General features: G+C 70.1%; 26 protein-coding genes. 9 read left to right on the forward strand and 17 right to left on the reverse strand.

Features of this window, described 5'->3' with window-relative positions:
• Positions 1-40: 40 nt before the first annotated feature.
• The 7 genes from ACFPCV_RS03220 to ACFPCV_RS03250 all read right to left on the reverse strand — a co-directional run bounded on the left by ACFPCV_RS03220 (position 41) and on the right by ACFPCV_RS03250 (position 7,432).
• The gene (locus ACFPCV_RS03220; RefSeq protein ID WP_378055017.1) at positions 41-2,818 is read right to left on the reverse strand and encodes a DEAD/DEAH box helicase; all 2,778 of its coding nucleotides are present in this window, start codon (positions 2,816-2,818) and stop codon (positions 41-43) included.
• Between the two features lie 29 nt (positions 2,819-2,847).
• Positions 2,848-3,741, reverse strand: a complete 894-nt coding sequence (locus ACFPCV_RS03225; protein ID WP_378054270.1) for a diacylglycerol/lipid kinase family protein — start codon at positions 3,739-3,741, stop codon at positions 2,848-2,850.
• A gap of 1 nt (position 3,742) precedes the next feature.
• Positions 3,743-4,669: a twin-arginine translocase subunit TatC gene (gene tatC, locus ACFPCV_RS03230; protein WP_378054272.1), complete on the reverse strand. Its 927-nt coding sequence runs from the start codon at positions 4,667-4,669 to the stop codon at positions 3,743-3,745.
• A gap of 18 nt (positions 4,670-4,687) precedes the next feature.
• Positions 4,688-4,984: a Sec-independent protein translocase subunit TatA gene (gene tatA / locus ACFPCV_RS03235; RefSeq protein WP_378054274.1), complete on the reverse strand. Its 297-nt coding sequence runs from the start codon at positions 4,982-4,984 to the stop codon at positions 4,688-4,690.
• Positions 4,977-5,240 (reverse strand): bacteriophage holin, encoded by a 264-nt coding sequence (locus tag ACFPCV_RS03240; protein ID WP_378055018.1) that lies wholly within the window; start codon positions 5,238-5,240, stop codon positions 4,977-4,979. The genes tatA and ACFPCV_RS03240 overlap by 8 nt, the downstream gene beginning before the upstream one ends.
• A 267-nt stretch (positions 5,241-5,507) precedes the next feature.
• A complete protein-coding gene (locus ACFPCV_RS03245) occupies positions 5,508-6,464 on the reverse strand; it encodes a helix-turn-helix transcriptional regulator (protein WP_378054276.1) in 957 nt (318 codons plus the stop codon).
• On the reverse strand, positions 6,461-7,432 hold the full coding sequence (locus ACFPCV_RS03250; protein ID WP_378054278.1) for a helix-turn-helix transcriptional regulator: 972 nt from the start codon (positions 7,430-7,432) through the stop codon (positions 6,461-6,463). Before ACFPCV_RS03250 ends, ACFPCV_RS03245 begins: the two co-directional genes overlap by 4 nt.
• A 124-nt stretch (positions 7,433-7,556) precedes the next feature.
• Here ACFPCV_RS03250 and ACFPCV_RS03255 point away from each other — a divergent pair, with 124 nt between their 5' ends.
• Both ACFPCV_RS03255 and ACFPCV_RS03260 read left to right on the forward strand, forming a co-directional pair.
• Positions 7,557-8,300 (forward strand): FadR/GntR family transcriptional regulator, encoded by a 744-nt coding sequence (locus ACFPCV_RS03255; protein ID WP_378054280.1) that lies wholly within the window; start codon positions 7,557-7,559, stop codon positions 8,298-8,300.
• Positions 8,297-9,046: a sterol desaturase family protein gene (locus ACFPCV_RS03260; protein ID WP_378054282.1), complete on the forward strand. Its 750-nt coding sequence runs from the start codon at positions 8,297-8,299 to the stop codon at positions 9,044-9,046. The genes ACFPCV_RS03255 and ACFPCV_RS03260 overlap by 4 nt, the downstream gene beginning before the upstream one ends.
• A gap of 119 nt (positions 9,047-9,165) precedes the next feature.
• On the opposite strand, the gene ACFPCV_RS03265 is transcribed toward ACFPCV_RS03260, so the two are convergent.
• From ACFPCV_RS03265 to arc, 8 genes are all read right to left on the reverse strand, one after another.
• Complete coding sequence (locus tag ACFPCV_RS03265; protein WP_378055019.1) at positions 9,166-9,882, reverse strand: ArsR/SmtB family transcription factor; 717 nt, start codon at positions 9,880-9,882, stop codon at positions 9,166-9,168.
• A gap of 155 nt (positions 9,883-10,037) precedes the next feature.
• Positions 10,038-11,396, reverse strand: a complete 1,359-nt coding sequence (pafA, locus tag ACFPCV_RS03270; RefSeq protein ID WP_378054284.1) for a Pup--protein ligase — start codon at positions 11,394-11,396, stop codon at positions 10,038-10,040.
• Positions 11,397-11,477: 81 nt separating this feature from the next.
• On the reverse strand, positions 11,478-12,245 hold the full coding sequence (gene prcA, locus ACFPCV_RS03275; RefSeq protein WP_378054286.1) for a proteasome subunit alpha: 768 nt from the start codon (positions 12,243-12,245) through the stop codon (positions 11,478-11,480).
• A 37-nt stretch (positions 12,246-12,282) separates the two neighbouring features.
• Positions 12,283-13,164, reverse strand: coding sequence for a proteasome subunit beta (prcB, locus tag ACFPCV_RS03280; RefSeq protein ID WP_378054287.1), 882 nt, complete (start codon positions 13,162-13,164; stop codon positions 12,283-12,285).
• Positions 13,165-13,219: 55 nt separating this feature from the next.
• Positions 13,220-13,414 carry a ubiquitin-like protein Pup gene (locus tag ACFPCV_RS03285; protein ID WP_378054289.1) on the reverse strand — a complete coding sequence of 65 codons (195 nt, stop codon included), beginning with the start codon at positions 13,412-13,414 and terminating at the stop codon, positions 13,220-13,222.
• A gap of 137 nt (positions 13,415-13,551) precedes the next feature.
• Positions 13,552-15,060, reverse strand: a complete 1,509-nt coding sequence (gene dop / locus ACFPCV_RS03290; RefSeq protein WP_378054291.1) for a depupylase/deamidase Dop — start codon at positions 15,058-15,060, stop codon at positions 13,552-13,554.
• A 230-nt stretch (positions 15,061-15,290) separates the two neighbouring features.
• The gene (locus tag ACFPCV_RS03295) at positions 15,291-16,190 is read right to left on the reverse strand and encodes an aldo/keto reductase (RefSeq protein WP_378054293.1); all 900 of its coding nucleotides are present in this window, start codon (positions 16,188-16,190) and stop codon (positions 15,291-15,293) included.
• Positions 16,191-18,005: a proteasome ATPase gene (gene arc / locus ACFPCV_RS03300; RefSeq protein WP_378054295.1), complete on the reverse strand. Its 1,815-nt coding sequence runs from the start codon at positions 18,003-18,005 to the stop codon at positions 16,191-16,193.
• Between the two features lie 255 nt (positions 18,006-18,260).
• Here arc and ACFPCV_RS03305 point away from each other — a divergent pair, with 255 nt between their 5' ends.
• The 4 genes from ACFPCV_RS03305 (at position 18,261) to ACFPCV_RS03320 (ending at position 21,232) form a co-directional block, all read left to right on the forward strand.
• Positions 18,261-18,950, forward strand: coding sequence for an Rv0361 family membrane protein (locus tag ACFPCV_RS03305; protein ID WP_378054297.1), 690 nt, complete (start codon positions 18,261-18,263; stop codon positions 18,948-18,950).
• Positions 18,951-19,118: 168 nt separating this feature from the next.
• Positions 19,119-19,814: a hypothetical protein gene (locus tag ACFPCV_RS03310; protein ID WP_378054299.1), complete on the forward strand. Its 696-nt coding sequence runs from the start codon at positions 19,119-19,121 to the stop codon at positions 19,812-19,814.
• Positions 19,815-19,845: 31 nt separating this feature from the next.
• Positions 19,846-20,646: a flagellar basal body-associated FliL family protein gene (locus ACFPCV_RS03315; protein WP_378054301.1), complete on the forward strand. Its 801-nt coding sequence runs from the start codon at positions 19,846-19,848 to the stop codon at positions 20,644-20,646.
• Positions 20,633-21,232: a hypothetical protein gene (locus ACFPCV_RS03320; RefSeq protein ID WP_378054303.1), complete on the forward strand. Its 600-nt coding sequence runs from the start codon at positions 20,633-20,635 to the stop codon at positions 21,230-21,232. The genes ACFPCV_RS03315 and ACFPCV_RS03320 overlap by 14 nt, the downstream gene beginning before the upstream one ends.
• 38 nt (positions 21,233-21,270) lie before the next feature.
• On the opposite strand, the gene ACFPCV_RS03325 is transcribed toward ACFPCV_RS03320, so the two are convergent.
• Entirely contained in the window at positions 21,271-22,104 is an 834-nt protein-coding gene (locus ACFPCV_RS03325; protein ID WP_378054305.1) for a tRNA (adenine-N1)-methyltransferase, read from the reverse strand.
• A gap of 134 nt (positions 22,105-22,238) precedes the next feature.
• Here ACFPCV_RS03325 and ACFPCV_RS03330 point away from each other — a divergent pair, with 134 nt between their 5' ends.
• On the forward strand, positions 22,239-22,985 hold the full coding sequence (locus tag ACFPCV_RS03330; RefSeq protein ID WP_378054307.1) for an Rv0361 family membrane protein: 747 nt from the start codon (positions 22,239-22,241) through the stop codon (positions 22,983-22,985).
• Between the two features lie 424 nt (positions 22,986-23,409).
• Here the strand turns inward: ACFPCV_RS03330 and ACFPCV_RS03335 are convergent, their stop codons facing one another.
• The gene (locus ACFPCV_RS03335) at positions 23,410-24,537 is read right to left on the reverse strand and encodes a site-2 protease family protein (RefSeq protein ID WP_378054309.1); all 1,128 of its coding nucleotides are present in this window, start codon (positions 24,535-24,537) and stop codon (positions 23,410-23,412) included.
• Positions 24,538-24,637: 100 nt separating this feature from the next.
• Between ACFPCV_RS03335 and ACFPCV_RS03340 the strand changes: the two genes are divergently transcribed.
• Both ACFPCV_RS03340 and ACFPCV_RS03345 read left to right on the forward strand, forming a co-directional pair.
• On the forward strand, positions 24,638-25,516 hold the full coding sequence (locus ACFPCV_RS03340; protein ID WP_378054311.1) for a RecB family exonuclease: 879 nt from the start codon (positions 24,638-24,640) through the stop codon (positions 25,514-25,516).
• Positions 25,516-26,283 carry a thioesterase family protein gene (locus ACFPCV_RS03345; protein WP_378054313.1) on the forward strand — a complete coding sequence of 256 codons (768 nt, stop codon included), beginning with the start codon at positions 25,516-25,518 and terminating at the stop codon, positions 26,281-26,283. The genes ACFPCV_RS03340 and ACFPCV_RS03345 overlap by 1 nt, the downstream gene beginning before the upstream one ends.
• The last annotated feature ends 23 nt before the right edge of the window (positions 26,284-26,306 follow it).

The raw sequence follows: 26,306 nt of genomic DNA on the forward strand, positions 1-26,306 counted from the left end.
TGGACCAGTCACGGCCCGCGATCCGCTCCGAAAGCCCCACTCATGCCGTCCCGAGCGCCACGACACCGCGCCGCATCGCCTTCACGGCCTCCTTCGCGGCGGCACCGACGGGGGCGTCCGAGCCGACCACGTCCCGCAACTGATCCAGCAGGTCGATCACCTGGCGGCACCACCGCACGAAGTCGCCCGCGGAGAACTCGCTGCCCGCCGACTCCGCCGCGGTCATCACACGTTCGAGGGTCTCGCCGCGCGCCCACCGGTACACCGTCCACGCGAAGCCCGCGTCCGGCTGGCGGGTGCGGTCCAGCTTGTGCCGCCGCTCGTCGGCCTCCAGCGACGCCCACAGCCGCGCGGTCTCCGCCAACGCGTCCGTGACGAGGCCCTCCGGGACGCGGGCCTCGCTCGGCCCGTCCCTGCGCGCCTCGTACACCAGCGACGACACGACCGCCGCCAGCTCCGGTGGCGGCAGCCGGTCCCACACGCCGTGCCGCAGGCATTCCGCGGCCAGCAGGTCCGACTCGCTGTACAGCCGCGCGAGCCGCCTGCCGTCGTCGGTGACCGTGTCCTCCCCCGCCAGGTAGCCGCGTTCGGTCAGCAGCCTGCGAATGCGGTCGAACGAGCGGGCCAGCGAGTGGGTCTGCGCGGCCACTTTCTGTTCCAGCGCCTGCGTTTCCGCGGTGAGTCGCCGGTGCCGCTCCGCCCACCGCGCGTGTGCCTCGCGGTCGCCACAGCCGTGGCACGGGTGGTTGCGCAGCGCTCTGCGCAGTGCCGCGAGCTCACCGTCGTCGTCGGTGCCGCCACCGCGGCGCTTGCTCCGGCCGGGCGCCTCGATGCCCGTGTTGCGCAGCGTGGACGCGAGGTCCCTGCGCGACCGGGGCGAACGCAGGTCGACCTGCTTGGGCAGCTTCACGCGGCCGAGCGCCTCGACCGGTGTCGGGAAGTCGGCCACGGACAACCGGCCAGCCCAGCGGTCCTCGGTGAGCACCAGAGGGCGGGCGTCGCCGGTCGGGTCCAGCCCCGGGTCGACGACGATCGCGAGCCCGGCGCGACGGCCGGAGGGCACCGCGATCACGTCGCCCTTGCGCAGCGACTCCAGCGACCGGGCCGCCTCAGCACGCCGGGCAGCGGAGTTCTTGCGGGACAACGCCTTCTCGCGCTCGTTCAGCCGCGCACGCAGTTCCGCGTACTCGGTGAAGTCACCGAGGTGGCAGGTCATCGACTCCTGGTAGCCGGCGAGCGCCTCGCGGTTGCGTTCGATCCGCTTGGCGAGCCCGACGACGCCGCGGTCGGCCTGGAACTGCGCGAACGACTGCTCGAGCATCTCGCGTGCCGCCGTGGCGCCGAGCCGGTCGACGAGGTTGACCGCCATGTTGTACGCGGGCCGGAACGACGAGCGCAGCGGGTAGGTGCGGGTGGAGGCGAGCCCGCCGACCTGCCGCGGGTCGACGCCGGGCTGCCAGATGACCACCGCGTGGCCCTCCACGTCGATGCCCCGGCGGCCCGCACGTCCGGTGAGCTGCGTGTACTCCCCCGGCGTCAGCTCGACGTGTGCCTCACCGTTGTACTTGACGAGCCGTTCCAGCACGACCGTGCGGGCAGGCATGTTGATGCCGAGCGCGAGGGTCTCGGTCGCGAACACCACCTTCACCAGGCCGCGGACGAACAGCTCCTCGACGGTCTCCTTGAACGCGGGCAGCAGCCCGGCGTGGTGGCTCGCGAACCCGCGTTCGAGCGCCTCGCGCCACTCCCAGTAACCGAGGACGCGCAGGTCGGCGTCGTTGAGGTCCTTGGTGCGGGCGTCGACGATCCGCCGGATCTCCGCGACCTCCGCCTCGGTGTTCATCCGCAGACCGGAACGCGCGCACTGGGAGACGGCGGCCTCGCAGCCGATCCGGCTGAACACGAACACGATCGCGGGCAGCAGGCCGGCCGCGTCGAGGCGGGTGATCACGTCGACCCTGGACGGTGGCCGGAAGCGGGGGCCGCGTGGCGCACCGGAGCGACGGCCGCGGCCGTTGCGCGGGCCCCAGGCGACCTGGTGGCGGCTCTCGTTCTCGGTGCGGCGCAGCAGTTCGGGGTTGATGCGCGGCTCGCCGTCCGGGCCCTCGCCGGTGAACAGGTCGAGCATGCGGTTGTTCACCATCATGTGCTGCCACAGCGGCACGGGCCGGTGCTCGTCGACGACGACCGTCGTGTCGCCGCGGACCTCGACGAGCCAGTCGCCGAACTCCTCCGCGTTGCTGACGGTGGCGGAAAGGCTGATCAGCCGCACCGACTCGGACAGGTGCAGGATGACCTCCTCCCACACCGCGCCGCGGAACCGGTCGGCGAGGTAGTGCACCTCGTCCATGACCACGTAGCCGAGCCCGTCGAGTGTCGACGAGCCCGCGTACAGCATGTTGCGGAGGACCTCGGTCGTCATGACGACGATCGGCGCGCTGCCGTTGACCGACGTGTCGCCGGTGAGCAGCCCGACCGACTTGGCGCCGTGGCGTTCGACCAGGTCGGCGTACTTCTGGTTCGACAGCGCCTTGATGGGGGTCGTGTAGAAGCACTTCTGGCCCTCGGCCAGCGCGAGGTGCACGGCGAACTCGCCGACCACGGTCTTGCCCGCGCCGGTCGGCGCGCACACGAGCACCCCGTGCCCGTCCTCGAGCGCCGCGCACGCCTGTTCCTGGAACGGGTCGAGCGTGAACGACAGCGCCGAGGTGAACTCGGTCAGCCTGGGATAGCTGGCCCGCCTGCGGGCGGCCGTGTAGGAGTCGGCGGGCGATGGCCCGGAAGCGGGCTCGGATGCTGGAGAAGGGCTGGCAGCCACGTTCTCCAGGTTGTCACATGCGCTGTCGGTCACGCGGTCCGGCCGACCACCTTCAACGCGTTCGGGACACAGGTCACCTCGACCGGAAGCGGTCCGATGCGTTCCCCGTCGGCGTAGGCGACCCAGCCGTTGGCCTCGCCGATGCGGATCTTCGCGGTCCGCGACGTGGTGACCATCGGGTGGTGGACGTGCTTGCCGGTGCGCAGGCCGGGCAGCATTCTCACCAGGTCGAGGCGACCGGCCGCGCGGACGAGTGTGACGTCGAACAGCCCGTCGGCCGGGTCGGCGGCCGGGCAGATGGGGATGCCGCCGCCGTAGAACGGGATGTTGCCGACGGCGATCTGGGTGGCGTCCAGCTCGGTGCGCTCGCCGTCCACCTCGACGGTGAGCGCGGCGGCCCGCAACCTCGCCAGCTCGGCGAGGATCGCCAGGTCGTAACGACGAGGGCCGGACGGCCAGCGCATCCGGTTGGCGCGTTCGTTGACCGCCGAGTCGAACCCTGCGCACAGGACACCGGCGAACCAGGGCCCGCCGTCGACCCGCCCGAGGTCGATGGCGGTCTGTTCGCCGTCCTTGATGGCCCTGACCAGGTTGTCCGTCGCCTTCAGCGGGTCCTCTGGCGCGCCTGCGAGGGTGCGGGCGAGGTCGTTGCCGGTGCCCGCCGGGACGATGGCCAGCGCGGTGCCGGTGTCGGCGCAGAACTGGACGCCCTGGTGGGCCGACCCGTCACCGCCGACCACGACCAGCAGGTCGAGGCCGGCGTCCCGGGCCTGGTGCATGAGGCGGTGCGAGTCGGCGACCGTGTTGGCCTCGACCGTGACCAGCTCGTCGACGACGGTCCGCAGCCGGTCGGCGACCTTACCGGCGATGCGTCCCGCCCGGCCGAGCCCGGACGCGGGGTGCACGACCATGGCGGCCCGCATGTCAGGTCACGTCGTCGGTGCCGACCTTGTCGGCCTTGGTGGGCGGCAGGTCGTAGTCCTCGGGGTCGCCCCAGCCCTGCTCGACGGCCTCACGGTCCTTCTTGCGGTCGTGGACCCTGGCGATCTGCACGGCGAGCTCGAACAGGATCGTCATGGCGCAGGCGAGTGCGAGCATGCCGATCGGGTCGGTGCCGGGCGTCGCGATCGCCGCGAACACGAACAGCGTGAAGATGATGCCGCGTCGCCAGGTCTTGAGGTTGCGGTACGGCAGCACGCCGATCCGGTTCAGCATGGTGACCACCAGCGGCAGCTCGAAGCTGACGCCGAAGATCATCAGCATCACCAGGACGAACGAGATGTACTCGTTGGCCACCAGTGTCGTCGCGAACTGGTCACCACCGAAGCTGACCAGCACCTGGAGGCCCTTGGGGACCACGTAGTAGGCCAGGAGCGCGCCGCAGAGGAACAGGAACGAGGCAAGCACCACGAAGATGCGGGTGAACCTGCGCTCGTTGTCGTACAGGCCGGGAGTGATGAACGCCCAGATCTGGTAGAGCCAGAGCGGGCTGGTGAAGACCGCACCAGCGGCCAGACCCACCTTGAACTGGACGAGGAACGCCTCGAACGGCTGGGTCTGGAGCAGCTGGCACTTGCCCGGCTCCAGCTCCACGCGGGGTGGGGACGGCAGCTCGCAGTAGGGACCCGTCATGAGGCTGCCGAGTGAAGGGATCGGGCCGACCCGCCACTGGAACCACAGGAACCCGAGGATGCAGCCGACGAGAAGGGCGAGCAACGCCAGGCCCAACCGGTGCTTCAGTTCGTACAGGTGATCCCGAAGGGTCATAGTGCCGTCGGGATTGTGCCGTCGGCTACGAAGCTTCTTCTTCTCGCGACGACCGTCGTCCCGGCGGTGCGATTTGCGCGCCACCGTCTAGGACCTGTTCTCTCAGCTGGCGTTCTTGTTCTGCTGCTCCACCGACTGGGGCGTGACGCCGTTCGTGTGCGGCGTCTGCGGCGTCGGCGGCTGCGTAGGAGGCAGCTGCTGCTGCTGAACCGGCTGCTGTGGCTCCTGGGCGGCGGGCTTCTCGTCGCCGTCCTCGCCACGCAGGCCCTTGGTCTCTTCCTTGAAGGCCTTGGCCGACTTGCCGAGCGATCGCGCCATCTCAGGCAGCTTCCGCGCTCCGAAGAGCAGGATGATCACACCCGCGATGATCAGCAGCTCGGGCACACCCAGGTTACCCACGGTCTTCCTCCTGTCTTCCCCGACTGTCCGATGGTACGTCAGCCGGAGCGCGTCTCACCCGTGCCCGGGTCTCTCTCATCGCCACCCGCAACGCGGCGGACCGCGCCCTGATGGTGCCGGTCTCGTGGGTGAACCGGGCCCCCGTGGCGGCCACGATCCGGTTGAACCGCCGCACGTGGCGGAGCAGCCGGACCAACACCCAGCAAAGCAACAACAACCCCACGACGACCACTGTCCAGGCCGGCAGGTACGACATCACGGTTTCTACCGTAGTGGGCGTGTGGTGAAAGTACGATGACCGCCTCGGTACTTAACACAGATCACACATCCGCTGGTGGCTGCGCTGCGTGCCCGGGCGGCCTGGCGGACATAGCGCCGCGAATGTGGTGAGGGGCGTCGTGGGCCGCCGCGAAAGGCGCGTCCACGCCGTGAAAGCGGCATCAGGGGCGTCGAGTGCCCCGAAAGCGGCCTTCAGGCATTGCGGTCCGCGCCAACGGACCGCGCCGACAGCCACGAGACCACGTCACCGATACCGGGACAAAGCCTCCACGGCGCGCGACCTCAACGCGGCCACCAGGTCTCCGGGCGCCTCCACGACGGCGTCACCGCCAAGGCCGAGCAGCAGCCGCACCATCCACGACAGGTCGGCGTACCGCATCCACACCCGCAGGTGGCCGCCTTCCAGTTCGGCCGCCTCCTCCACCGGGTAGTACTCCGACACCCAGCGCGCGTCCGGGGACAGGACGAACTGTGCCACCGGCTGCTCGGGTTGGGGGTGGAAGAGGCCTGCTGTCGTGTCGGTCTGTTCCGCGTACGGGGGCGGGGCGGCCGGCTCGTCCAGCTCTGTCACGTCGTCTATGCGGTCCATGCGGAACAGGCGGACGCCCTCCGCCCGCCGGCACCACGCTTCCAGGTAGCCACGACCCTCGACGATCAGCATGCGCATCGGGTCGACCGTGCGTTCCGTTATCTCGTCCTTCGACGCCGTGTAGTACGTCATGCGCAGGGCTTTGTTGCCGCGCAGTGCTTTCTGCACCACCTCGCGGGCTTTCGCCGTGGTCGCGCCTTCCCGGACGCCGAGGCCAACCGCCACGCCCGCCGGTTGCGCCTGGCCTGCCGCGGCCTCCACCTTCGCGACCGCTCTGCGGACCGCGTCCGCGTCCGCGACGCCCGGGGCGTCCAGCAGCGTGCGCAGTGCGACCAGGAGCGCTGTCGCTTCCGAGCCGGTCAGGCGTAGCGGGCGGCTCATGCCAGCGTCGAAGTTGACCGAGATCGTGTCGCCTTCGAACGACAGGTCGATGAGGTCGCCGGGGCCGTAGCCCGGGAGACCGCACATCCACAACAGCTCGAGGTCCTTGCGCAGTTGCTTCGCGCTGACCCCGAAGTCGCTCGCCGCCTCGGCGACGGCGATGCCGGGGCGGGCGATGAGGTACGGCACGAGCGCGAGCAACCGGGGCAGGCGTTCGGTCGACGCGTTCACCTCGCCTCCGCCACCGCGAGCAGCCGTTCGTGCACTGCCTTGCGCAGCACGTCCGGCTCCAGCACCACCGCGTCCGGGCCGTAGCCCGCGATCCAGCTCGCCGCCGAGTCGGTGTGCAGCACCTCCAGCTCGACCAGGTCGCCCGGCTCGCCGTCCAGTTCGCGCTCACCCACCACGGTCGCGCGCCTGCGCAGGCCCGCCGCGCGGTGCTTCGCCAGCCACAGCCGCACGGTCGACGTCTCCGGCGGCTCGTTCGTGGAACTGGCCACGAACTTCAGCAGGTCCACGTCCTCCGGCCTGCGAACCGTGCCCGCCCTGCCGAGCAACCGCACGTCACCGACGATGCGGGACAGCCGGAAGCAGCGGGGTGCGCCCCGGTCGCGGTCATGCCCGACGACGTACCAGCGGCCGCGCCACGACACCACGCCCCACGGCTCCAGCGAGCGGCTGCGCAGTTCGGCGGGCGACGGTCTGCGATAGTCGAAACCGACGGCCTGACGGGCCTGCACCGCGGCGAGCAGCGGACCGAACGCGGGCTCGGTCGTGCGCACCTTCGGCTCGACCACCGCAGGCACCCCCTGGTCGACGTCGACACCCGCGGCACGCAGCTTCAGCAGCGCGCCGTGCGCGGCGCCGGTCAGTTCCGGGGAGTCCCACAGGCGGACGGCCAGCGCGACCGCGGCCGCCTCGTCGGGTTCCAGTTCGATGTCGCCGAGCTCGTAGTCACGGCGTGCGATGCGATAGCCGTCGACCTTGTCGAACGACCAGTTGCGCCCGACCTCGAGCGGGATGCCCAGCTCACGCAACTCGGTCTTGTCGCGCTCGAACATGCGGAAGAACGCGTCGTCACTGGGCGCGTCACTGTAGCCGGCAACAATCTTGCGAATGCTCTCGGCAGGCAGGTACTGGCGTGTGGACAACAGGCACAGCACCAGGTTCACGAGTCTTTCTGCGCGGACGACGGACACGTTTCGAACTCTAGCCCGACTGGACGAGGGTAGTCCCGTTGGCGCGCCAGGGTGTTCGTGCGAACGGTCCATTGGCTCGCTCCAGCTACGACCAACACTGGTATGACCAATTGACCTGTAGGTCGTGACCAGGTACTTCTTGTGCATGGCGTTGCAACCCGTCGCCCGGCGCTCGGTGCCGGACGAAGTCTTCGACCAGATCCTCGACGACGTGGTCAGTGGTGAGTTCGCGCCCGGCGAGGCCCTGCCGAGCGAACGCAAACTCGCCGAGGTGCTCGGTGTCTCGCGACCGGCCGTCCGGGAGGCGCTGCAACGGGTCGCCCAGGCCGGGCTCGTCGAGGTGCGCCAGGGCGACGCGACGACCGTGCGGGACTACCGCAGGCACGCGAGCCTCGACCTGCTCCCCCGCCTGCTGCTCCCCCGCGGCGAACTCGACCCGGCGGTCGCGCGCAGCGTCCTCGAGGCACGTCTGCTGATCGGCCCGCAGGTCGCCAGGCTCGCGGCCGGGCGGGCGGGCGCGCGGATCGAAGCACCGCTGGCGGCGGCCGTCGCCGCGATCGAGGCCGACCCCGACCCGGTCGCGCGGCAGCGGCACGCGCTCGTGTTCTGGGACCACCTCGTCGACGGCGCCGACTCGATCGTGTTCCGGCTGATGTTCAACAGCCTCCGCGCCGCCTACGAGCCCGCGCTCGGCGCGCTCGCGAACCTCATGGCCGCCGAGGTCGACCAGGTCGACGTGTACCGCGCGCTGACGGACCGGATCACCGACGGCGACGGTGAGGGCTCCCACCGCGCCGCGTACGACCTGCTCGCCCCCGCCACCGACGCCCTGCTCACCGCGATCCGACAACTGGAGGAGCTGCCATGACACGTCCTCGCGCCAACGTCGAAGGAGGCCGAGACCGGACAGGCCGGCTCGCGAAGCAACGCGTCGCGGCGGACGAGGCCGCGCTCACCGGCGACAAGCGCCGTCCGATCGGCATCGGCGGCGCGGCGAAGGCCTTCTGGCGCCATCCCTCCCCCTGGCTGATCGGCGCGCTGCTGGTGTGCGCCGCCACCACGCGCGGCCTGGTCGGCGACTGGCGGCTGTCCGACCTGTTGACACCACTGGTCATGCTCGCCGTCTTCCCGTTCTTCGAGTGGGCAGTGCACGTCTGCGTCCTGCACTGGCGGCCACGGCGGGTCGGGCGGGTCACCATCGACCCGCTGCTGTCCCGCAAGCACCGCGCCCACCACGTCGATCCGCGCGACGTGCCGCTCGTGTTCATCCCGTGGCAGGTGCACCTGTGGCTCGTGCCGCTGGTCGTGGCGGTCGGCCTGCTCGCCTTCCCGCGCACGGGGCTCGGCCTCACGTTCATGACCGTCGTCGGACTGCTGGGCCTGGGCTACGAGTGGACCCACTACCTGATCCACAGCGACTACCGGCCCCGGTCGCGCGCCTACCGCGCGATCTGGCGCAACCACCGCCTGCACCACTACAAGAACGAGCACTACTGGTTCACCGTCACCAGCAGCGGCACGGCGGACCGCGTGCTCGGCACCCACCCCGACCCGGCCGGCGTGCGAACCTCCCCCACCGTGCGTGACCTGCACGCACGGGAGGCCAACGCCTAAACGATCGATTCCGTGAAGGTCATGTGAAGTGGCTTGGCGTACGAACCCGTCATCAGGCACGACACCCACACCCACGCGGGCGCCCGACGGGGCTGGGCCGGTGCCGTGAAAGGGCGTGTTCACGGCACCACCGGAACGAGCGCGGCGCCCGGAGTCCGCGGACTCCGGGCGCCGCGTGTCATCCCGAGCTGTTCGAGGACAGGCCAGGCACCGTCGTCGACGGTGACCGCGCGGTGCGGGTCGCGGTTGAGCCACCCGACCTGCTGCGCACGACGCAGGATCGCGGCGGGCAACGCACCCGCGAGGTGCTCACGACGCTCGGTCCAGTCGAGGCAGTCGCGGAGCAGCGGCCGTCGTGTTCTCCCGACGTCGATGCCCAGCGAGGCGAACGTGGCCCACCCGAGGTCGGTGACCGCGAGGCCGTCCCGGTCGTCGACCAGGCCACGGCCGATCATGCCCTCCCGCAACGCGACACCGAGCTGACCGGCGAGGTGGTCGTAGCAGGTGCGGGCGTAGGCCAGCCGCCGTGCCCGCACGCTCTGCCCGAGGGTGCGGGGTGGTTCGGGAACCGTGAGGTTGGCCAGCCGTTCGATGACCTCCGCGACCTGCGGACCGGACAGGCGGACGTAGCGGTGGCGCCCTTGTTTGAGGGTGCGGACGAACCCGGCGTCGTGGAGGACCCGGACGTGCTCGCTCGCGGTGGAGGTGGCGACACGGGCGGCACGGGCGAGTTCGCTGACGGTCCACGCCCGCCCGTCGATGAGCGCCAGACACATCGACGCACGGCTCTCGTCAGCGAGAACGGCGGCCACCGAGGCGACTGACATGCTGCCGATGGTAGGTCGCCGAAACGTCGGCGACGACCGAAGGAAAGCCGGACCAAGTCAAGACCGGCAACGCACTCGGTCACGCACGACAGTCCCAGCAGGCCACGGAACGTTCGACCGTCACCGGGGAAGGCAACGAACCTCCCCCGGAGCCCGGAGCCGCCTCACAGAGAAGCGATCAGCCGCTCCACCCGCTCGTCCACTGCCCGGAACGGGTCCTTGCACAACACGGTCCGCTGTGCCTGGTCGTTCAGCTTCAGGTGCACCCAGTCCACCGTGAAGTCCCGGCCCGCCTGCTGCGCGGCGGCGATGAAGTCGCCACGCAACTTCGCGCGGGTGGTCTGCGGCGGGGTGTCCTTGGCGGCCTCGATCTCGCCGTCCTCGGTCACCCTGGCAACCAGGTCCTTGCGCTGCAACAGGTCGAAGATGCCGCGGCCGCGGCGGATGTCGTGGTAGGCCAGGTCGAGCTGGGCGATGCGGGGTGACGACAGCTCCAGACCGTGCTTCGCCTGGTAGCGCTCGACCAGGCGGTGCTTGATGGCCCAGTCGATCTCGCGGTCGATGCGGCTCATGTCCTGGGCCTCCACGGCGTCCAGGGTGCGGCCCCACAGTTCGATCACGCGGTCGGCCACCGGGTCCGGGCCGCGCTTCTCCACGTGCTCCTTCGCACGGGAGAAGTACTCGCGCTGGATGTCCAGTGCCGACGCTTCACGGCCGCCGGCGAGGCGGACCAGCCTGCGGCCGGTCAGGTCGTGGCTGATCTCGCGGATCGCGCGGATCGGGTTGTCCAGGCTGAAGTCCCGGAACTGGACACCGTCCTCGATCATCTCCAGGACCAGGTTCGCGCTGCCGACCTTCAGCAGCGTGGTGGCCTCGGCCATGTTCGAGTCGCCGACGATGACGTGGAGCCTGCGGTAGCGCTCGGCGTCCGCGTGCGGCTCGTCGCGGGTGTTGATGATCGGACGGGACCTGGTCGTCGCCGACGAGACCCCTTCCCAGATGTGTTCCGCACGCTGCGACAGGCAGTAAACGGCACCACGCGGGGTCTGCAGGACCTTGCCTGCGCCGCAGATCAGCTGCCGCGTGACCAGGAACGGCAGGAGCACGTCCGCGATCCGCGAGAACTCACCGGCCCTGGTGACCAGGTAGTTCTCGTGGCAGCCGTACGAGTTGCCCGCCGAGTCGGTGTTGTTCTTGAACAGGAAGATGTCCCCGCCGATGCCCTCGTCCGCCAGCCGCCGCTCGGCGTCGACGAGCAGGTCCTCCAGGATCCGCTCACCCGCCTTGTCGTGCGTGACCAGCTGCACCAGGTCGTCGCACTCCGCCGTCGCGTACTCGGGGTGCGAGCCGACATCGAGGTAGAGACGCGAGCCGTTGCGCAGGAACACGTTCGAGGAACGTCCCCAGGACACCACTCGCCGAAACAGGTACCGCGCGACCTCGTCCGGGCTCAGCCTGCGCTGTCCGTGGAACGTACAGGTCACGCCGAACTCGGTTTCGATGCCGAAGATCCGCCGCTGCATCCCTTCAGCCTAGGCGCTTCCCGGCCGGAGATCTCCTGGCCGCTCCGAGGTGAGATGAACGCGTCATCGAAGAACTCCTCATCAGGCCTCGTCGGATCCGGTCGGCCCGGACTCGGGGGCTTCCTCCGCCTGCTCCGCGGATTCGGACGAATCGGACGGCAGCAGTGCGGTGAGCGCGGCGCCCTCGATGCGGCGGAACGCACGCTTGGGCCGGGAACGCTCGAGCACCGCGACCTCGAGCTTGCCGATGCCGTTGTCGCCGTTGGTGCTGCTGGTGGTGACCCCGGCGGTCAGCGCGGCGACCGCGAACCCGAGCGCGGCCTCCAGCGACATGTCCTCCTCGTAGGTGTCCTTCATCTTGGTCGAGATCGGCTCGGTCTGACCGCCCATGACCAGGTACGACGGCTCGTCGACGATCGAGCCGTCGTAGGTCAGGCGGTACAGCTGGTCGCGGGTCGCCGTGGTCCCGACCTCGGCCACGCACAGCTCCACCTCGAACGGCTTGAGCTGGTCGGAGAACTGCGCGGCCAGGGTCTGGGCGTACACGTTGGCGAGCTGGCGAGCCGAGACGTCCCTCGGGTCGTTGGCGAGGCCCCACAGGTCGACGTGGCGGATGCCACCCCTGCGCAGGCCGTCGTACTCGCTGTAGCGGCCGGTGGCCGCGAAGCCGATCCGGTCGTAGATCTCGGAGACCTTGTGCAGCGTCGCCGACGGGTTCTCGGCGACGAACAGCACGCCGCCCGAGTACTTGAGCGCCACCACACTGCGGCCCCGGGCGATGCCCTTGCGGGCATACTCCGAGCGGTCCCGCATCAACTGCTCGGGTGAGGCGTACAGCGGCATCGTCACGGTGGGGGCTCCTCGTCTCTCTTGTCTCGGGGGCTGGTCAGCCGCGTGGCTGGCTGGTTCGGTCGGTCACCACTGCCTCGGCGACCGCGGCCGCCTCCTCGTCCGGGAGAGGGACGGCGCCCTCGGCGGCGGTGATGGTCACGATGCTGGGATAGATCTTGCGGGCGAGGTCCGGGCCGCCGGTCGCGGAGTCGTCGTCCGCGGCGTCGTACAGCGCCTCGACCGCGTTGCGGATGGCGGTGTCCTTGTCGCTGCCCGGGTCCCACAGCTTCTTGAGGGCCGACCGCGCGAACAGCGAGCCGGAACCCACACCGTGGAAGCCCGCGCGCTCCTCGTACCGGCCGCCGACCACGTCGAACGACACGATCCGGCCGGCAGTCGCCGGATCCGGCGCGTCGACGTCGAAGCCGACGAACAGCGGCAGCACGGCGAGGCCGGCCATGGCGCCGTCGAGGTTGCCGCGGACCAGCGCGGCGAGCTTGTTCGTCTTGCCGTCCAGGGACAGCGGGACGCCCTCGATCTTCTCGTAGTGCGACAGCTCGACCTGGTAGATGCGGACCATCTCCAGCGCGAGCCCCGCCGTGCCCGCGATGCCCACCGCGGAGTAGGCGTCGGTCACGACCACCTTGTCCATGTTCCGGTGGGAGATGAGGTTGCCCGAGGTCGCGCGCCGGTCACCGGCGATGAGCACGCCGCCGTCGAACGTGATGGCAACGATCGTGGTGCCGTGCGGTGGCTGTTGTGCCAGGTCGGCCGCCTGCCGCATGCGCACCGGGTCCTCGATGCCGAGGCCGGTGGCACCCGGCAGCAGGTGCGGTGCCTGCACACGCAGGAAGTCGATGAACGAGGACGTCTCGGCTGTCGTGTAGGCAGCCGGGAGCGCGGCGCCCGGCACGGCGCGGAATGGGGTGTTTTCCATGCCTCTTTCTGTCCTGTCGGCGGGGAAGAACGGTGATGGGAGGACCTAGCCTCGCCTACTCGCCGCCCTTTTGCACGTACGCACGGACGAAGTCCTCGGCGTTCTCCTCGAGCACGTCGTCGATCTCGTCCAGGATGGTGTCGACGTCCTCGCCGAGCTTCTCCCTGCGTTCCTGACCGGCAGGGGCCGCACCGTCGACATCGTCGTCGCCGTCACCGCCGCCTTGCCGCTGAGTCTGTTCCTGAGCCATCTCGCCTCCCGGTATCGGGACTGGTTGCCGTCAAGATTACCGACCGGCACTGACATTTTCGCGGACCATCCGGCTGATGATCAGCTTTCGTTGTGCGCGAACTGTGCTCGACGGTCGCTCCGCAAGCTCCGCTCCGCCTACTTCTTCGGCGTCCCGGTGAGCGCGTCGACCAGTTCCTCGGCCGTCGCGGACGCCTCAAGAAGCTCGCCGACGTGTGACTTGGTGCCCCTGAGCGGCTCCAGCGTCGGGATCCGCACCAGCGACTCGCGGCCGAGGTCGAAGATGACCGAGTCCCACGACGCCGCGGCGATCGCGTTCGGGTAGCGCTCGAGGCAGCGGCCGCGGAAGTACGCCCTGGTGTCCAGCGGCGGCGTGGTGATGGCGGCCTGAACCTCCTCCTCGGTGATCATGCGCTTCATCGACCCCCTGGTGACCAGGCGGTTGTACAGGCCCTTCGCCAGCCGGACGTCGGAATACTGCAGGTCGACGAGGTGCAGGCGGGGCGAGTTCCAGTTGAGGCCATCGCGCGCGCGGAAGCCCTCCAGCAGCCGCAGCTTGGCGGGCCAGTCGAGCCGGTCCGCGCACTCCATCGGGTCGCGGGCGAGCGCGTCGAGGATGTCGCCCCACGTCTGCAGGACGTTCATCGAGACCTCGTCCTGCTCGGTGCGCTCGATGTTCGTGGTGATCAGCTCGTGGTAGGCGAACTGGAGGTCGAGACCGGAGAACTTGCGGCCATTGGCGAGCTCCACGGTCGCCTTCAACGAGGGGTCGTGACTGATCGTGTGCACGGCCCGGACCGGGTCGGCGAGCTTCAGCGCGTCGAACCGGACGCCCGCCTCGATCAAGTCGAGCACCAGCGCCGTTGTACCGACCTTCAAGTACGTGGACGTCTCGGCGAGGTTCGCGTCACCGATGATGACGTGCAGACGGCGGTACTTGTCGGCGTCCGCGTGCGGCTCGTCGCGGGTGTTGATGATGCCGCGCTTCAGCGTGGTCTCGAGGCCGACCTCGACCTCGATGTAGTCGGCGCGCTGGGACAGCTGGAAGCCGGCGTCCTCCCCCGCGGCGCCGACACCGACGCGGCCGGAGCCGACCACGACCTGCCGCGAGACGAAGAACGGCGTCAGACCGGCGATGACGGCCGTGAACGGGGTGTTGCGGGCCATCAGGTAGTTCTCGTGGGTGCCGTAGCTCGCGCCCTTGCCGTCCACGTTGTTCTTGTAGAGCTGCAGGCGCGGCTGGCCGGGCACGGTGGCGGCCCGCATGGCCGCCTCCTCCATGACCCGTTCGCCCGCCTTGTCCCAGATGACCGCGTCGCGGGCGTTGGTGACCTCGGGCGCGGAGTACTCGGGGTGCGCGTGGTCGACGTAGAGGCGGGCCCCGTTGGTGAGGATGACGTTGGCGGCCCCCAGGTCCTCGACCTCGGGATCGGACGGCGGCACACCGGGCGCGCCGAGGTCGAAACCCCGCGCGTCGCGCAGTGGGGACTCGACCTCGTAGTCCCAGCGGGCCCTGCGTGCGCGGGGGATGTCCGCGGCGGCCGCGTAGGCGAGCACGACCTGGGTGGAGGTCAGTACCGGGTTGGCAGTGGCGTCCCCTGGCACAGCGATGCCGTATTCCACCTCGGTACCCATGATCCGGCGCATGTCACCAGCCTACGGGGACACACTCACTCCGCGTCGGCAGCCACGCGTGTCGTGCGCCCGCCGGTTACGTGGAGTAGCACCCGTCCTGGCATCTGAGATGCGCGGAAGCCGATGCCGAAGGTCGGTGTCACTCGACCGTCCTTCGACCACAGCTCCAGTTCGACGGCCGCGATGACCCCTGCCGTCGACGTCCTCCTCGCGTCTGAGGACCATCCGCCCCGACGAACCGATTACGCCCAGGCGAGGTCGGAGCGGTGTTTCCAGTACTCGGCAGGCGGCTCTGCGAGGTCGGGCAGCGCCACGTGCGGCACGGACACCGCGGCGAGGTTGCTCGCGAGCTGGCGGGTGCTCGCGGCGCCGGACAGCACCGTGCGTGCCCACGGTTGTGCCAGCGCGGCCGCCAGCGCGACCGCGTCCGGGCCCACGTCAAGGGACTTCGCCAGCGCGGCCACTGGTTCCGGCGGGTCCACCGCGAGCCTGCCGTTGGCCAGGGCCTCCTTGACGAGCACGTACGCACCCGCAGCGTGCGCCTCGGCAAGCGCGGGGCCGACAGAGGGCTCCAGGAGGTTCCACGTCGACTGCACAGCGGTGAAGACGGGCTGTCCGTGGCGCTCCAGGGCCATGGCCCTGCGCACGACCGACGCCTGCTCCGGCCCCGAGGTCGAGAAGCCGGTCCGCACCGGCAGCGCCGCCAGCGCGTCCTGCAGTGCCAGGTCGCCGAACAGCGGACTGTCCGGCGTCAGCGAGTGCACCTGGTACAGCGCCAGCCGGTCACCGAGCAGACCAGCGCTTTCCACCCACTGCGTGCGGAACCGTGCCAGGTCATGGGACTTCTCCTCGTGGACGGCCGCGTCGAGCCGCCAGGCACCCACGTAGGTGTAGCCCCACTTGCTGGACACCGTCACGTCCGACGGTGCCCGCGCGGCCAGCCAGCCGGCGAGGAACTCCTCCGCCAGCCCGTAGGAGCGGGCCACGTCCACCCAGCGGACACCCGCGTCGTACGCGGCGTCCAGCACCGCCCACGACGCGTCCCGCATGGCGTCAACAGAACGCGAAGGCGGCAGCTCGGACCGGCCGACGTTGATGTACGCCGGCCGGCCGAGTGCCGCCAATCCCAGCCCGAGCCGCACCTACAGGTACTGCCCGGTGTTGGTCGCCGTGTCTATCGCCCGGCCGGACTCCTGGTTCTTGCCGGTGACGAGGGTGCGGATGTACACGATCCGCTCCCCCTTCTTGCCGGAGATGCGTGCCCAGTCGTCCGGGTTGGTGGTGTTCGGCAGATCCTCGTTCTCCGCGAACTCGTCGACGATCGCGTCCAGCAGGTGCTGCACGCGCAGGCCGGGCTGCTTGGTCTCCAGCACCGACTTGATCGCCGCCTTCTTCGCCCGGTCCACGATGTTCTGGATCATCGCGCCCGAGTTGAAGTCACGGAAGTACAGGACCTCCTTGTCCCCGTTGGCGTAGGTGACCTCGAGGAACCGGTTGTCCTCCGTCTCCTCGTACATCCGCTCGACGGTGTGCTGGATCATCGCGTCGATCGTCGCCTTGCGTTCCCCGCCGAACTCGGCGAGGTCCTCGGCGTGGATCGGCAGGTTCGCCGTCAGGTACTTCGAGAAGATGTCCCGCGCCGCCTCCGCGTCCGGCCGCTCGATCTTGATCTTGACGTCGAGCCGTCCCGGCCGCAGGATCGCCGGGTCGATCATGTCCTCGCGGTTGGAGGCACCGATCACGATGACGTTCTCGAGGCCCTCGACACCGTCGATCTCACTGAGCAGCTGCGGCACGATGGTGGTCTCGACGTCCGAGGAGACCCCGCTGCCCCGGGTACGGAAGATCGAGTCCATCTCGTCGAAGAACACGATGACCGGAGTGCCCTCCGACGCCTTCTCCCGCGCCCGCTGGAAGATCAGGCGGATGTGCCGCTCGGTCTCCCCGACGAACTTGTTGAGCAGCTCGGGACCCTTGATGTTCAGGAAGTACGACTTGGCCTGGGAGGCCGAGCCGTCACCCCGCGCCGCCGCCACCTTCTTGGCCAGGGAGTTGGCCACGGCCTTGGCGATGAGGGTCTTGCCACAGCCGGGCGGACCGTAGAGCAGGACGCCCTTCGGCGGCCGCAACTCGTACTCGGTGTACAGGTCGGCGTGCAGGAACGGCAGCTCCACCGCGTCGCGGATCTGCTCGATCTGCCGGAACAGACCACCGATGTCCTCGTACTGGACGTCCGGCACCTCCTCCAGCACCAGGTCCTCGACCTCGGCCTTCGGCACCCGCTCGTAGGCGTAGCCCGACTTGGAGTCGACCAGCAGCGAGTCCCCCGGCTTGAGGGGCGAATCGCGCAGCGGGTCGGCGAGCCAGACCACGCGCTCCTCGTCCGCGTGCCCGACCACGAGCGCGCGCATCGGCGGCGAGTCGTCCACCTCCGCGAGCAGTTCCCGCAGCGTGGACACCTCGCCGATGCGTTCGAACGAGCCGGCCTCGACGATGGTCAGCGCCTCGTTCAGCCGCACGGACTGCCCTCGGCGCAGGTCACCCACCTCGACCGCGGGTGAACAGGCCACCCGCATCTTGCGGCCTGCCGTGAACACGTCCACGGTGCCGTCCTCGTGTCCCTGGAGGAACACGCCGTAGCCGCTCGGCGGTTGCGCGAGCCGATCGACCTCCTCCCGGAGCGCGAGGAGCTGGCTCCTCGCCTCCCGCAGGGTCTCGACCAGCTTGGCATTACGCTCAGTCAACTGGCTGACCCGCTCGGACGCCTCGGCGAGCCGCTGCTCAAGCAGGCGGGCATGCCGAGGCGAGTCCGTCAGTTTCCGGCGCAGCAGCGCTACTTCCTCCTCGAGGAACCGGATCTGGGCAGCTTCTGACGGTTCGTGCCCAGAAGCCGCCTCCGGTCCAGCGCCGTGCTCGTCGGCCTCCTCTGGCCGACCACCGGGATGACTGTGCTGCATGTCGGCACCTCCTCCCGAAACTCTTCCTGCCCCCACGGTACCGGTGTAGACCGACAAAGTAAGACCATCCACATCTCGGAACCGTCGCGTGGCGCCACCGAAACCAGGACCGTCGGAAGTGGATTAGGCCATCTCGGCGCATTCCGGAACCACCCACCCGCTACGGTGCGTCAGGTAGTCGACCGATGGTGGAGCCGTCGGCGGCAACTCAGAGACTTGGCGATGGGGTCGCCACGGAAAAGGGAGATACGAACGATGTCGCAACCGCCGCAGCAGCCGGGGCAATGGGGCGGGCAGCCCGGGTGGGGACAGCAGCCCGGCCCAGGTCAGCAGCCTGGCGGCTACCCGCAGCAGGGTGGCTACCCACAGCAAGGCGGTTACCCCCAGCAGGGCGGCTACCCCCAGAGCGGGCCCCAGCCACAGCAGCAGAACCCGTACGGGCAACAGCCGCAATACGGACAGCAGCAGCCCTACGGCCAGCAGGGCGGCTACGGTTACCCACCGCAGAAGAAGAGCCCCATGCCGTGGATCCTCGCAGGCGGTGGCGTGGTCGTCGTGGCCATCGTCGTGGTCCTCATCATCGTGCTGACCAGCGGTGCGGACACCAGCAGTCCTGAAGGCGTCGCCGAGGCGGCCGTGTCCGCGGCCAACGACCGGGACACCGACGCCCTCGCCGAGCTGTCGTGCAACGCCGACAAGGAAGACGTCAAGGAAGCCGTCGACCCGGCCTCCATGGACGAGTCGTTGAAGGACGTCACGGTGAACTTCGAGCTCGGCGAGGTGAAGACCGAGGGCGAGACGGCGACCGCCGACATCACGATGTCGTTCGAGAACGTGCCGGAGGAGTACCGGGAGATGATGCCGGCGAGCTTCCCGGCCAGGCTGAACCTCAAGCAGGAGAGCGGCGACTGGTGCATCTCCGGCTTCGTGCCCCAGGCCGGGTAGCCGACGTAACGAATTGATCAAGCGGCCGTCGCCCGGGCGTGTCCCGGCGGCGGCCGCTGTCGTGGGGCTTGCATACGATGACACCCGTCGACGGGATTTGTCGGGAACGGACGGCGCACCGGCTCCGTCTGCATTGCAGGAGCGTGATGTGAGGAGTTCGGGGCCAAGATGACATATCCACCGCAGCAGCCACCGGGTCCGCCGGTTCCCCCGGGGCAACCAGGCCAGCCGGGCCCGTCAGGGCAACCCGGCCCGTTCGGCCAGTCGTCGTACCAGGGGCTCGGCAGCTACTCCGGCGGCGGTCATGGCGGTCCCGGCGGCGGGAACAAGGGCAAGATCATCGCCATCGTCGTGATCGCCGTCCTGGTGCTGGGCGGCGGCGGTGTCGCCACCTACTTCCTCACCAAGGACAGCGGCGACAGCGTGTCCTCCGAACGGACCAACCGCGACGACTCGAAGGACACGCGCAGCAACGAGACATCGTCCGACGACGCGTCATCGGATCGTGACCCGGATCAAGGGTCCGACGACCCGGATGCGAGCAACTCTCCTGACGACGTGCGCGACGACTACATGGCCGCGTACGAGAACAAGAACTTCGCCGACGTGGTCGACAACGCCTGCCGGGCGTACAAGACCAAGTTCGGCACCGACACCTCCGAGCTGGAGACCAAGCTCGAGGGCTACGACATCTCCGCTGCCCCGGACGGGGAGGCGGAGATCGACAGCAAGCACCCGGACACGGCCACCGCGAAGATCGACCTGACGCTCGTCGGCGACGGGCAGACGCAGGAGCCGAAGATCCTGATCAAGATCGTGCAGGAGAGCGGCCAATGGCGATTCTGCGGCGAAGGCACCGCCTGACCACCCGTCCCCGACCAATCGGAGCCAAGTCATGACGTACCCGCCGCAGCCGGGGCAGCCGGGGCAGCCTGACCCGTACGGGCAGCAGAACCCGTACGGCCAGCAGGGCCAACCCGGCCAGCCGGGACAGTACGGCCAGCCGCAGGGACAACCAGGTCAGCCCGGCCAGTACGGGCAGCAGCCGCAGTACGGGCAGCAGCCACCGCAGGGCGGTCCGTACGGGCAGCCACAACAGGGCGGCCCGTACGGGCAGACCAGCCAGTTCGGCACCGACCCGTACGGCCAGCCGCAGTACGGCGGTCAGCCCGGGCAGCCGGGTGGCGAGCCGCCGAAGAGCAAGCGGGGCATGATCATCGCGATCGTCGTGGCCGCCGTGCTGGTGATCGGCGGTGGCATCACCGCGTTCCTCCTGCTGAACGACGACGACGGCGGGGAGAACGCGGGTGGGGACCCGGGGACGAGTCAGTCGTCCGAGCCGACGTCCGAGGACGAGCCGACGTCGGCGGAGGACCCGACGACAGAGGACCCCACCATCACGGACGAGGCCCCGGCAGGCGGCGGCAGCGAGGAGGACCTCACCGCGACGGCCCAGGAGTACGCCGACGCCGTCAACAACTCCGACGAGGCCGCGGCGACCGAGCTGACCTGCGCGAAGACCGGTGGCGGCACGATGTACGACACCCTCGCGGGCCAGGCGACCGCCGAGGTCGGCGAGGTCAACATGGTCGCTGAGGGCGTCGCCACCGTGGACATGACCGTCCAGGGCGCCAACGGGCAGGCGATCCCGCTGCCCTTCGAGTACAAGGACGGAGCCTGGTGTGTCTCGATCTGACGACGACGCGCAGCCGTCCGAAGCTGAGAAGACCGAAGCGGAGACGACCGAGGAGAGCGGGACCACCGGGCAGACCGGCAGGCCGAACAAGGGCGTGATCGCCGGCGTGGCCGCGGTGGTCGTGCTCGTCGTCGCCGGCGTGGTCGTGTACCTGCTGACCAGCGGTGACGACACCACGGACGACGCGACGCAGGGCGGGGACGTCCCGTCCATCACCGGTTCGCCCGCGCCGACCACGCCCGACCCGAGCGAGCCGGGCGGCTCCGTGGCACCACCGGCGACCGCGACCGGGGCGGCGACCGGTGCTCCTGAGGACACCGACGAGGCGGCGACGCTGGCCGAGCAGGCCGCCGAGGCGATCAGCGGTACGGACGTCGTCGCGCTCAACGAGCTGGCGTGCGACCAGTCGAACCCCGCGACCGAGGAGACGTTCCCCGCCGACGCGAAGGCCAGGGTCGTCGGCGAACCCAAGATCACGGGTGACACGGCGACCGTCGACCTCGAGCTGACCATCGGGGACAGCGAGCCCGCGGTCGTGCCCATGCCGCTGACCAAGCAGGACGGCCGCTGGTGCATCCCGTCGTGACGCCGTGACCTGACGCCGCCGGTCCTGTCCCCTCCCGGTCAGGGCTGGCGGCCCCGGCGCTGCGGTCTCGGCGTCACCACACCGTCGGCGAGCCTGCGGGCCGTCAGCAGGAACGCGGTGTGCCCCTGCATCCGGTGCTCCGGCCGCACCGCGAGCCCGACCACGTGCCACGGCCGCATCAGCGTCTCCCACGCCTCCGGCTCGGTCCAGCACTGCTGCTCACGCAGCGCCTCGGTGACCCGCGACAGCTGCGTCGTCGTCGCCACGTACACCACGAGCACACCGCCCGGGACGAGGTTCGCCGCGACCGTCGGCAGCACCTCCTCCGGCGACAACATGTCCAGGATGACGCGGTCGACCTCACCCTCGTGGGTGGCGAGGTCACGGACCCGCAGGTCCCAGTTCTTGGGCTCCTCACCGAAGAAAGACCGCACGTTGCGCACCGCGTGCACGGCGTGGTCGTCGCGCACCTCGTACGAGGTCACGTGCCCGTCCGGCCCGACGGCACGCAGCAGCGAGCACGTGAGCGCACCGGACCCCGCACCCGCCTCCAGCACGCGCGCGCCGGGGAAGATGTCGCCCCACATCACGATCTGCCCGGAGTCCTTCGGGTAGATCACCTGGGCGCCGCGGGGCATGGAGAGCACGTAGTCGGCCAGGCGTGGCCGCAGGGCGAGGTAACCGGTGCCACCGACGGAGGTGATCACCGAACCCTCCGGCCTGCCGATGAGGTCGTCGTGGGCCACCGCGCCACGGTGGGTGTGGTACTGCTCGCCCTCCGCGAGCACGAGCGTGTAGTGCCGCCCTTTGGGATCGGTGAGCTGTACCCGGTCGCCCACCCGAAACGGCCCGCTCGCCCTGACCTCCGTCACCCGAATCCCGCTCCATCTCTCGCTACGCAGTTTGCCGACCGCGAGATGGTCGCAGAGACCCGCGACCGCTCGATGCCGGGGACCGCTACTACCCTGGCGTCCACTCACGCAGCAGGTGATCACCAGGGGAGATCATGACGTACCCACCGCAGCAGCCCGGCCCGTACGGTCCCCAGGACCCCTACGGTCAGCAGAACCCGTACGGCCAGCAACCGCAGTACGGCCAGCAGCCGCAGTACGGGCAGCAGCCGCAGTACGGGCAGCAGCCGCCGCAGTGGGGTCAGCAGCCCGGCTTCCCTGCCGGCCCGCCGCCGAAGAAGTCACGGACCGGCCTGATCGTCACGCTGGTGATCGTGGGCGTACTGGTGCTCGGCGGTGGCGGCGTCGCCGCGTTCCTGCTCATGAAGGACGACGGCGGGGGCGGCGGCACGGGCGGTGACGACGGCCCGCGCGCCACCGCGGACGCGTTCGTCAAGGAGCTGGGCGCCGCGGTCAACTCGTCGCCCCAGGACGCGACCCTGGACAAGGTCAAGCCGCTGATGTGCGCGAGCGACTACGCCGAGCTGAACAGCGAGTTGCAGGAGGCGAAGTCGGAGGACGACGCGAACGAGAAGCCGGAGAAGACGACGACGTTGACCGTCACCAACTTCAAGGAGGAGGGCGACGGCGCCACCTTCGACATGACGCAGAAGCGGGGCGACGACGAGCGCGACCCGATGCCCATGGACGTCGAGAAGGAAGACGGCAACTGGGTCGTGTGCGGCCTCTACCGCGACGAACCCCAGCAGGAGACCCCCACCGCCACATCCGGCGAAAGCGCCGATGACGGACCCGCCACGGGCGGCTCGATCCCGAACCCGATCCCCAAGCCCAGCAACTAGATTCCGTGAAGTCGGTGTGAGTGGGCGGCCGGTCGTCGTGTGCTGGTCGCGTCGGATCGGTGCGGTTCGGTCGGGTTGGTGTAGTGGGTTTGTCCTCGCCGGACGGGCAGGTCTCGGGGGTGGCGGGGGATGCTGTTTGGTTGCGGTTGGGTTCGGGTCTGCCTGCCATCCCGTCGACCTCCCAGGGGCTATCACACCGCGCCAAGGGGAGCCGGTCAGGGATGCGCGGCCAGGGCCCGGCTTCGCGGGCCCTGGGCGCGTGGACGGCGTGGTAATGCCCTGAAAGGCGCGTTCAGGGCGCTGGGCGCCCTGAACGGCCCATTCACGGCATCGGCCCGCCCCCTGCGGGCGCCCCGTCGGGCGCGCCTTGCCAGCAGAGACCTGGATCCGGCGACTTACGCACCGCGTTTCCGGCGCGGACACTCTAGTGCTGTCGCGGGGTGAGGCTGGCTCGTAGGTCGTCCCGGTGAAGGACGCCCGCGGGCCTGCCCTCCTCGTCGACCACCAGGAACTGCCACGCGGCGGTGTCCTGTACGCGCTCGGCGATGTCCTCGCCCGCCTCGGAGTCCAGGAGCACCGACTCCGGCCGGATCGGCTCCGCCGCCTGTTCCGCGGGCGCCATCGGGGATCGCTCGGCGAGGCGTTCCGCGGCGACCGGGTCCAGCAGGCCCGCCGCGACCCCGTCGGCACGCACCAGCACCACGCCCCGGCCCGCCGCGGCGCTGAGCGCGTCGGCCACCGGGCTCTCGGCCGGCAGCTGCAGGATGGGGCGGACGAGGTCGGCGAGCGCCAGCCCGTCCGGCCACGCCCTGCGCTGGTCGGCGGCCAGCTCGCCGCGTGCGCCGGACACCACGAACCAGGCTGTGAGCGCGCACACGCCGAGCCGAAGCCAGCGGTCCGGGCTCTCGTTGGCGAGTCCCCACAGCGCCCACAGCATCAGCAGCCCGGCGACGAGCCAGCCGCCGACGACCGCGGCACGGGTGCCGATCCCCCGCTGCCCCGACACGGCCCACACACCGGCGCGGAGCAGGCGGCCACCGTCCAGCGGGAGACCGGGGAGAATGTTGAACACGGCGACGGCCACGTTGGCGACCGCGCACTCGAGCACGAGCAGCCAGACCGGCCCTTCCGCCGGCATGAACAGCAGCACCAGGCCGAACAGCCCGGCGAGGCCCGCGGACACGGCGGGCCCGGCGGCCGCGATCAGCCCTTCCTGGGACGGTTTGCGCGGGGTCCTGCTGATCTCGGCGAGACCGCCGAGCAGGAACAGCCGCAGCCTGCGTACCGGGATGCCCAGTTGCAGCGCGACCACGCAGTGCCCCAGCTCGTGCGCGAGCACGGAAGCGCCGAGCAGCACGGCGAACGCCGCCGCCAGCGAGATCGAGACGACCGCGTCCGCACGCGGCAGGAAACGCTCCACCAGCGGCGCGTAGAGCACGATGATGGCGACGGAACCGATCCACCACGACGGGGACAGGAGCACCGGCACCCCACGGAACCGGAAGAGCAGGAGGCCTGGATCGCGCTCTGCCCAGCCGGGTCCGTTGGTCATGCGAAGCAGCGTATGCGGAAACATGTGGGAAGGCCGTGTGAGGGACATACCGGGCACACCTGTCCCGGTAATGTCGGTGGTACGGCCTAGGGTCTTGCGCATGACGGAAACCCCTGCCGTGCTCGTCGAGGAGGTCGCACCGCCACCGCGGCGGCCCGCGTTGTCGCCGTCGCGGGCCGGCGACTTCAAGCAGTGCCCCCTGCTCTACCGGTTCCGTGCGGTGGACCGGTTGCCGGAGACGCCGTCGGTCGCGCAGGTGCGCGGCATCGTCGTGCACGCGGTGCTCGAGGAGCTGTTCGCGTTACCGGCGGCCGAGCGGGTCCCCGACCGGGCACACGCACTGCTCGGCCCGGTGTGGGAGCGGCTGCGTGCCGAGCGGCAGGAGTTCGCCGACCTGTTCGCCACCGACGACGGCCAGGAGCACTGGCTCGAGTCGGCCGCGAGGTTGATCGACGGGTACTTCACGTTGGAGGACCCGCGCCGTCTCGACCCGGAGGCACGTGAGCTGCTGGTCGAGACTGAGCTGGCCTCCGGTGTGCTGCTGCGCGGCTACATCGACCGGCTGGACGTCGCGCCGACCGGCGAGATCCGGGTCGTCGACTACAAGACCGGCACCGCGCCCCGCGAGATCGGCGAGGCGAAGGCGCTGTTCCAGATGAAGTTCTACGCGCTGGTGCTGTGGCGGCTGCGCGGCGAGGTGCCGCGACAGCTGCGCCTGATGTACCTCGCCGACCGCCAGTCCCTCACCTACACACCGGACGAGGCGGAGCTGCGGCGGTTCGAACGAACCCTCGACGCGGTCTGGCAGGCGATCCTGCGTGCGGGCAGGTCGGGTGACTTCCGGCCGAACAAGAGCAGGCTGTGCGACTGGTGCTCACACCAGGCCCTGTGCCCGGAGTTCGGTGGCACACCGCCGGAGTACCCGGGCTGGCCGGACCCCGACGCCGGCGACGAAACCGTGCTGGACAGGGCGGACTGATGTTCTACGAACCACTCGGCGGCGGCCGCTACCAGTCCACTGTGCACACGACCGGTCCGTGGTCGCCGCTGACGCAGCACCTCGGCCCGCCATCGGCGCTGCTGGTGCGTGCGCTGGAGCGGCTGCCGTCCGCGGCGCCGATGATGATCGCCCGCGTGACCGTCGAGATCCTCGGCCCGGTGCCGGTCGCGGAGCTGACGGTGACGGCCGAGGTGGACCGGCCAGGCAGGGCGGTGGAGCTGCTCAGCGGCGAGCTGTCCGTCGACGGCCGCGTCGCTGTTCGTGCCAGGGCGTGGCGGATCGTGCGGTCCGACACCAGCGCCGTGGCCGCCGGGATCGACGAGCCGCTGCCGCCGCCGTCGGAGGGACGCGTGATGACCCGGCCAGAGGGCTGGGGTGCGGGTTACCTCGACGTCATGGACTGGCGGACGCTGACCGGTTCCCTCGGCGAGTCCGGGCCGGCGACGGTGTGGGCGCGGCAGCAGGTCCCGCTGGTCGGGGACGAGGAACCGTCCGGGCTGCAGCGGGTGCTGACCGTGGCGGACTCGGGGAACGGGGTGTCCAGCCTGCTCGACCCGCGGAAGTGGTTGTTCATCAACTCGGAGCTGACGGTGCACGTGTACCGCGAGCCGGTCGGTGAGTGGATCGCGCTCGACGCGGCCACCGCCATCGGACCTGAGGGGATCGGGACGGCTGTGTCGGTGTTGCACGACCTGAGCGGGGCTGTCGGACGGGGTGCTCAAGCCTTGCTGATCCGGCCTCAGTAAGTGGTGCGGCCGCTGATCTCCCG

This window comes from Actinophytocola glycyrrhizae, assembly GCF_042653545.1.
Taxonomy (GTDB): Bacteria; Actinomycetota; Actinomycetes; order Mycobacteriales; family Pseudonocardiaceae; genus Actinophytocola; species Actinophytocola glycyrrhizae.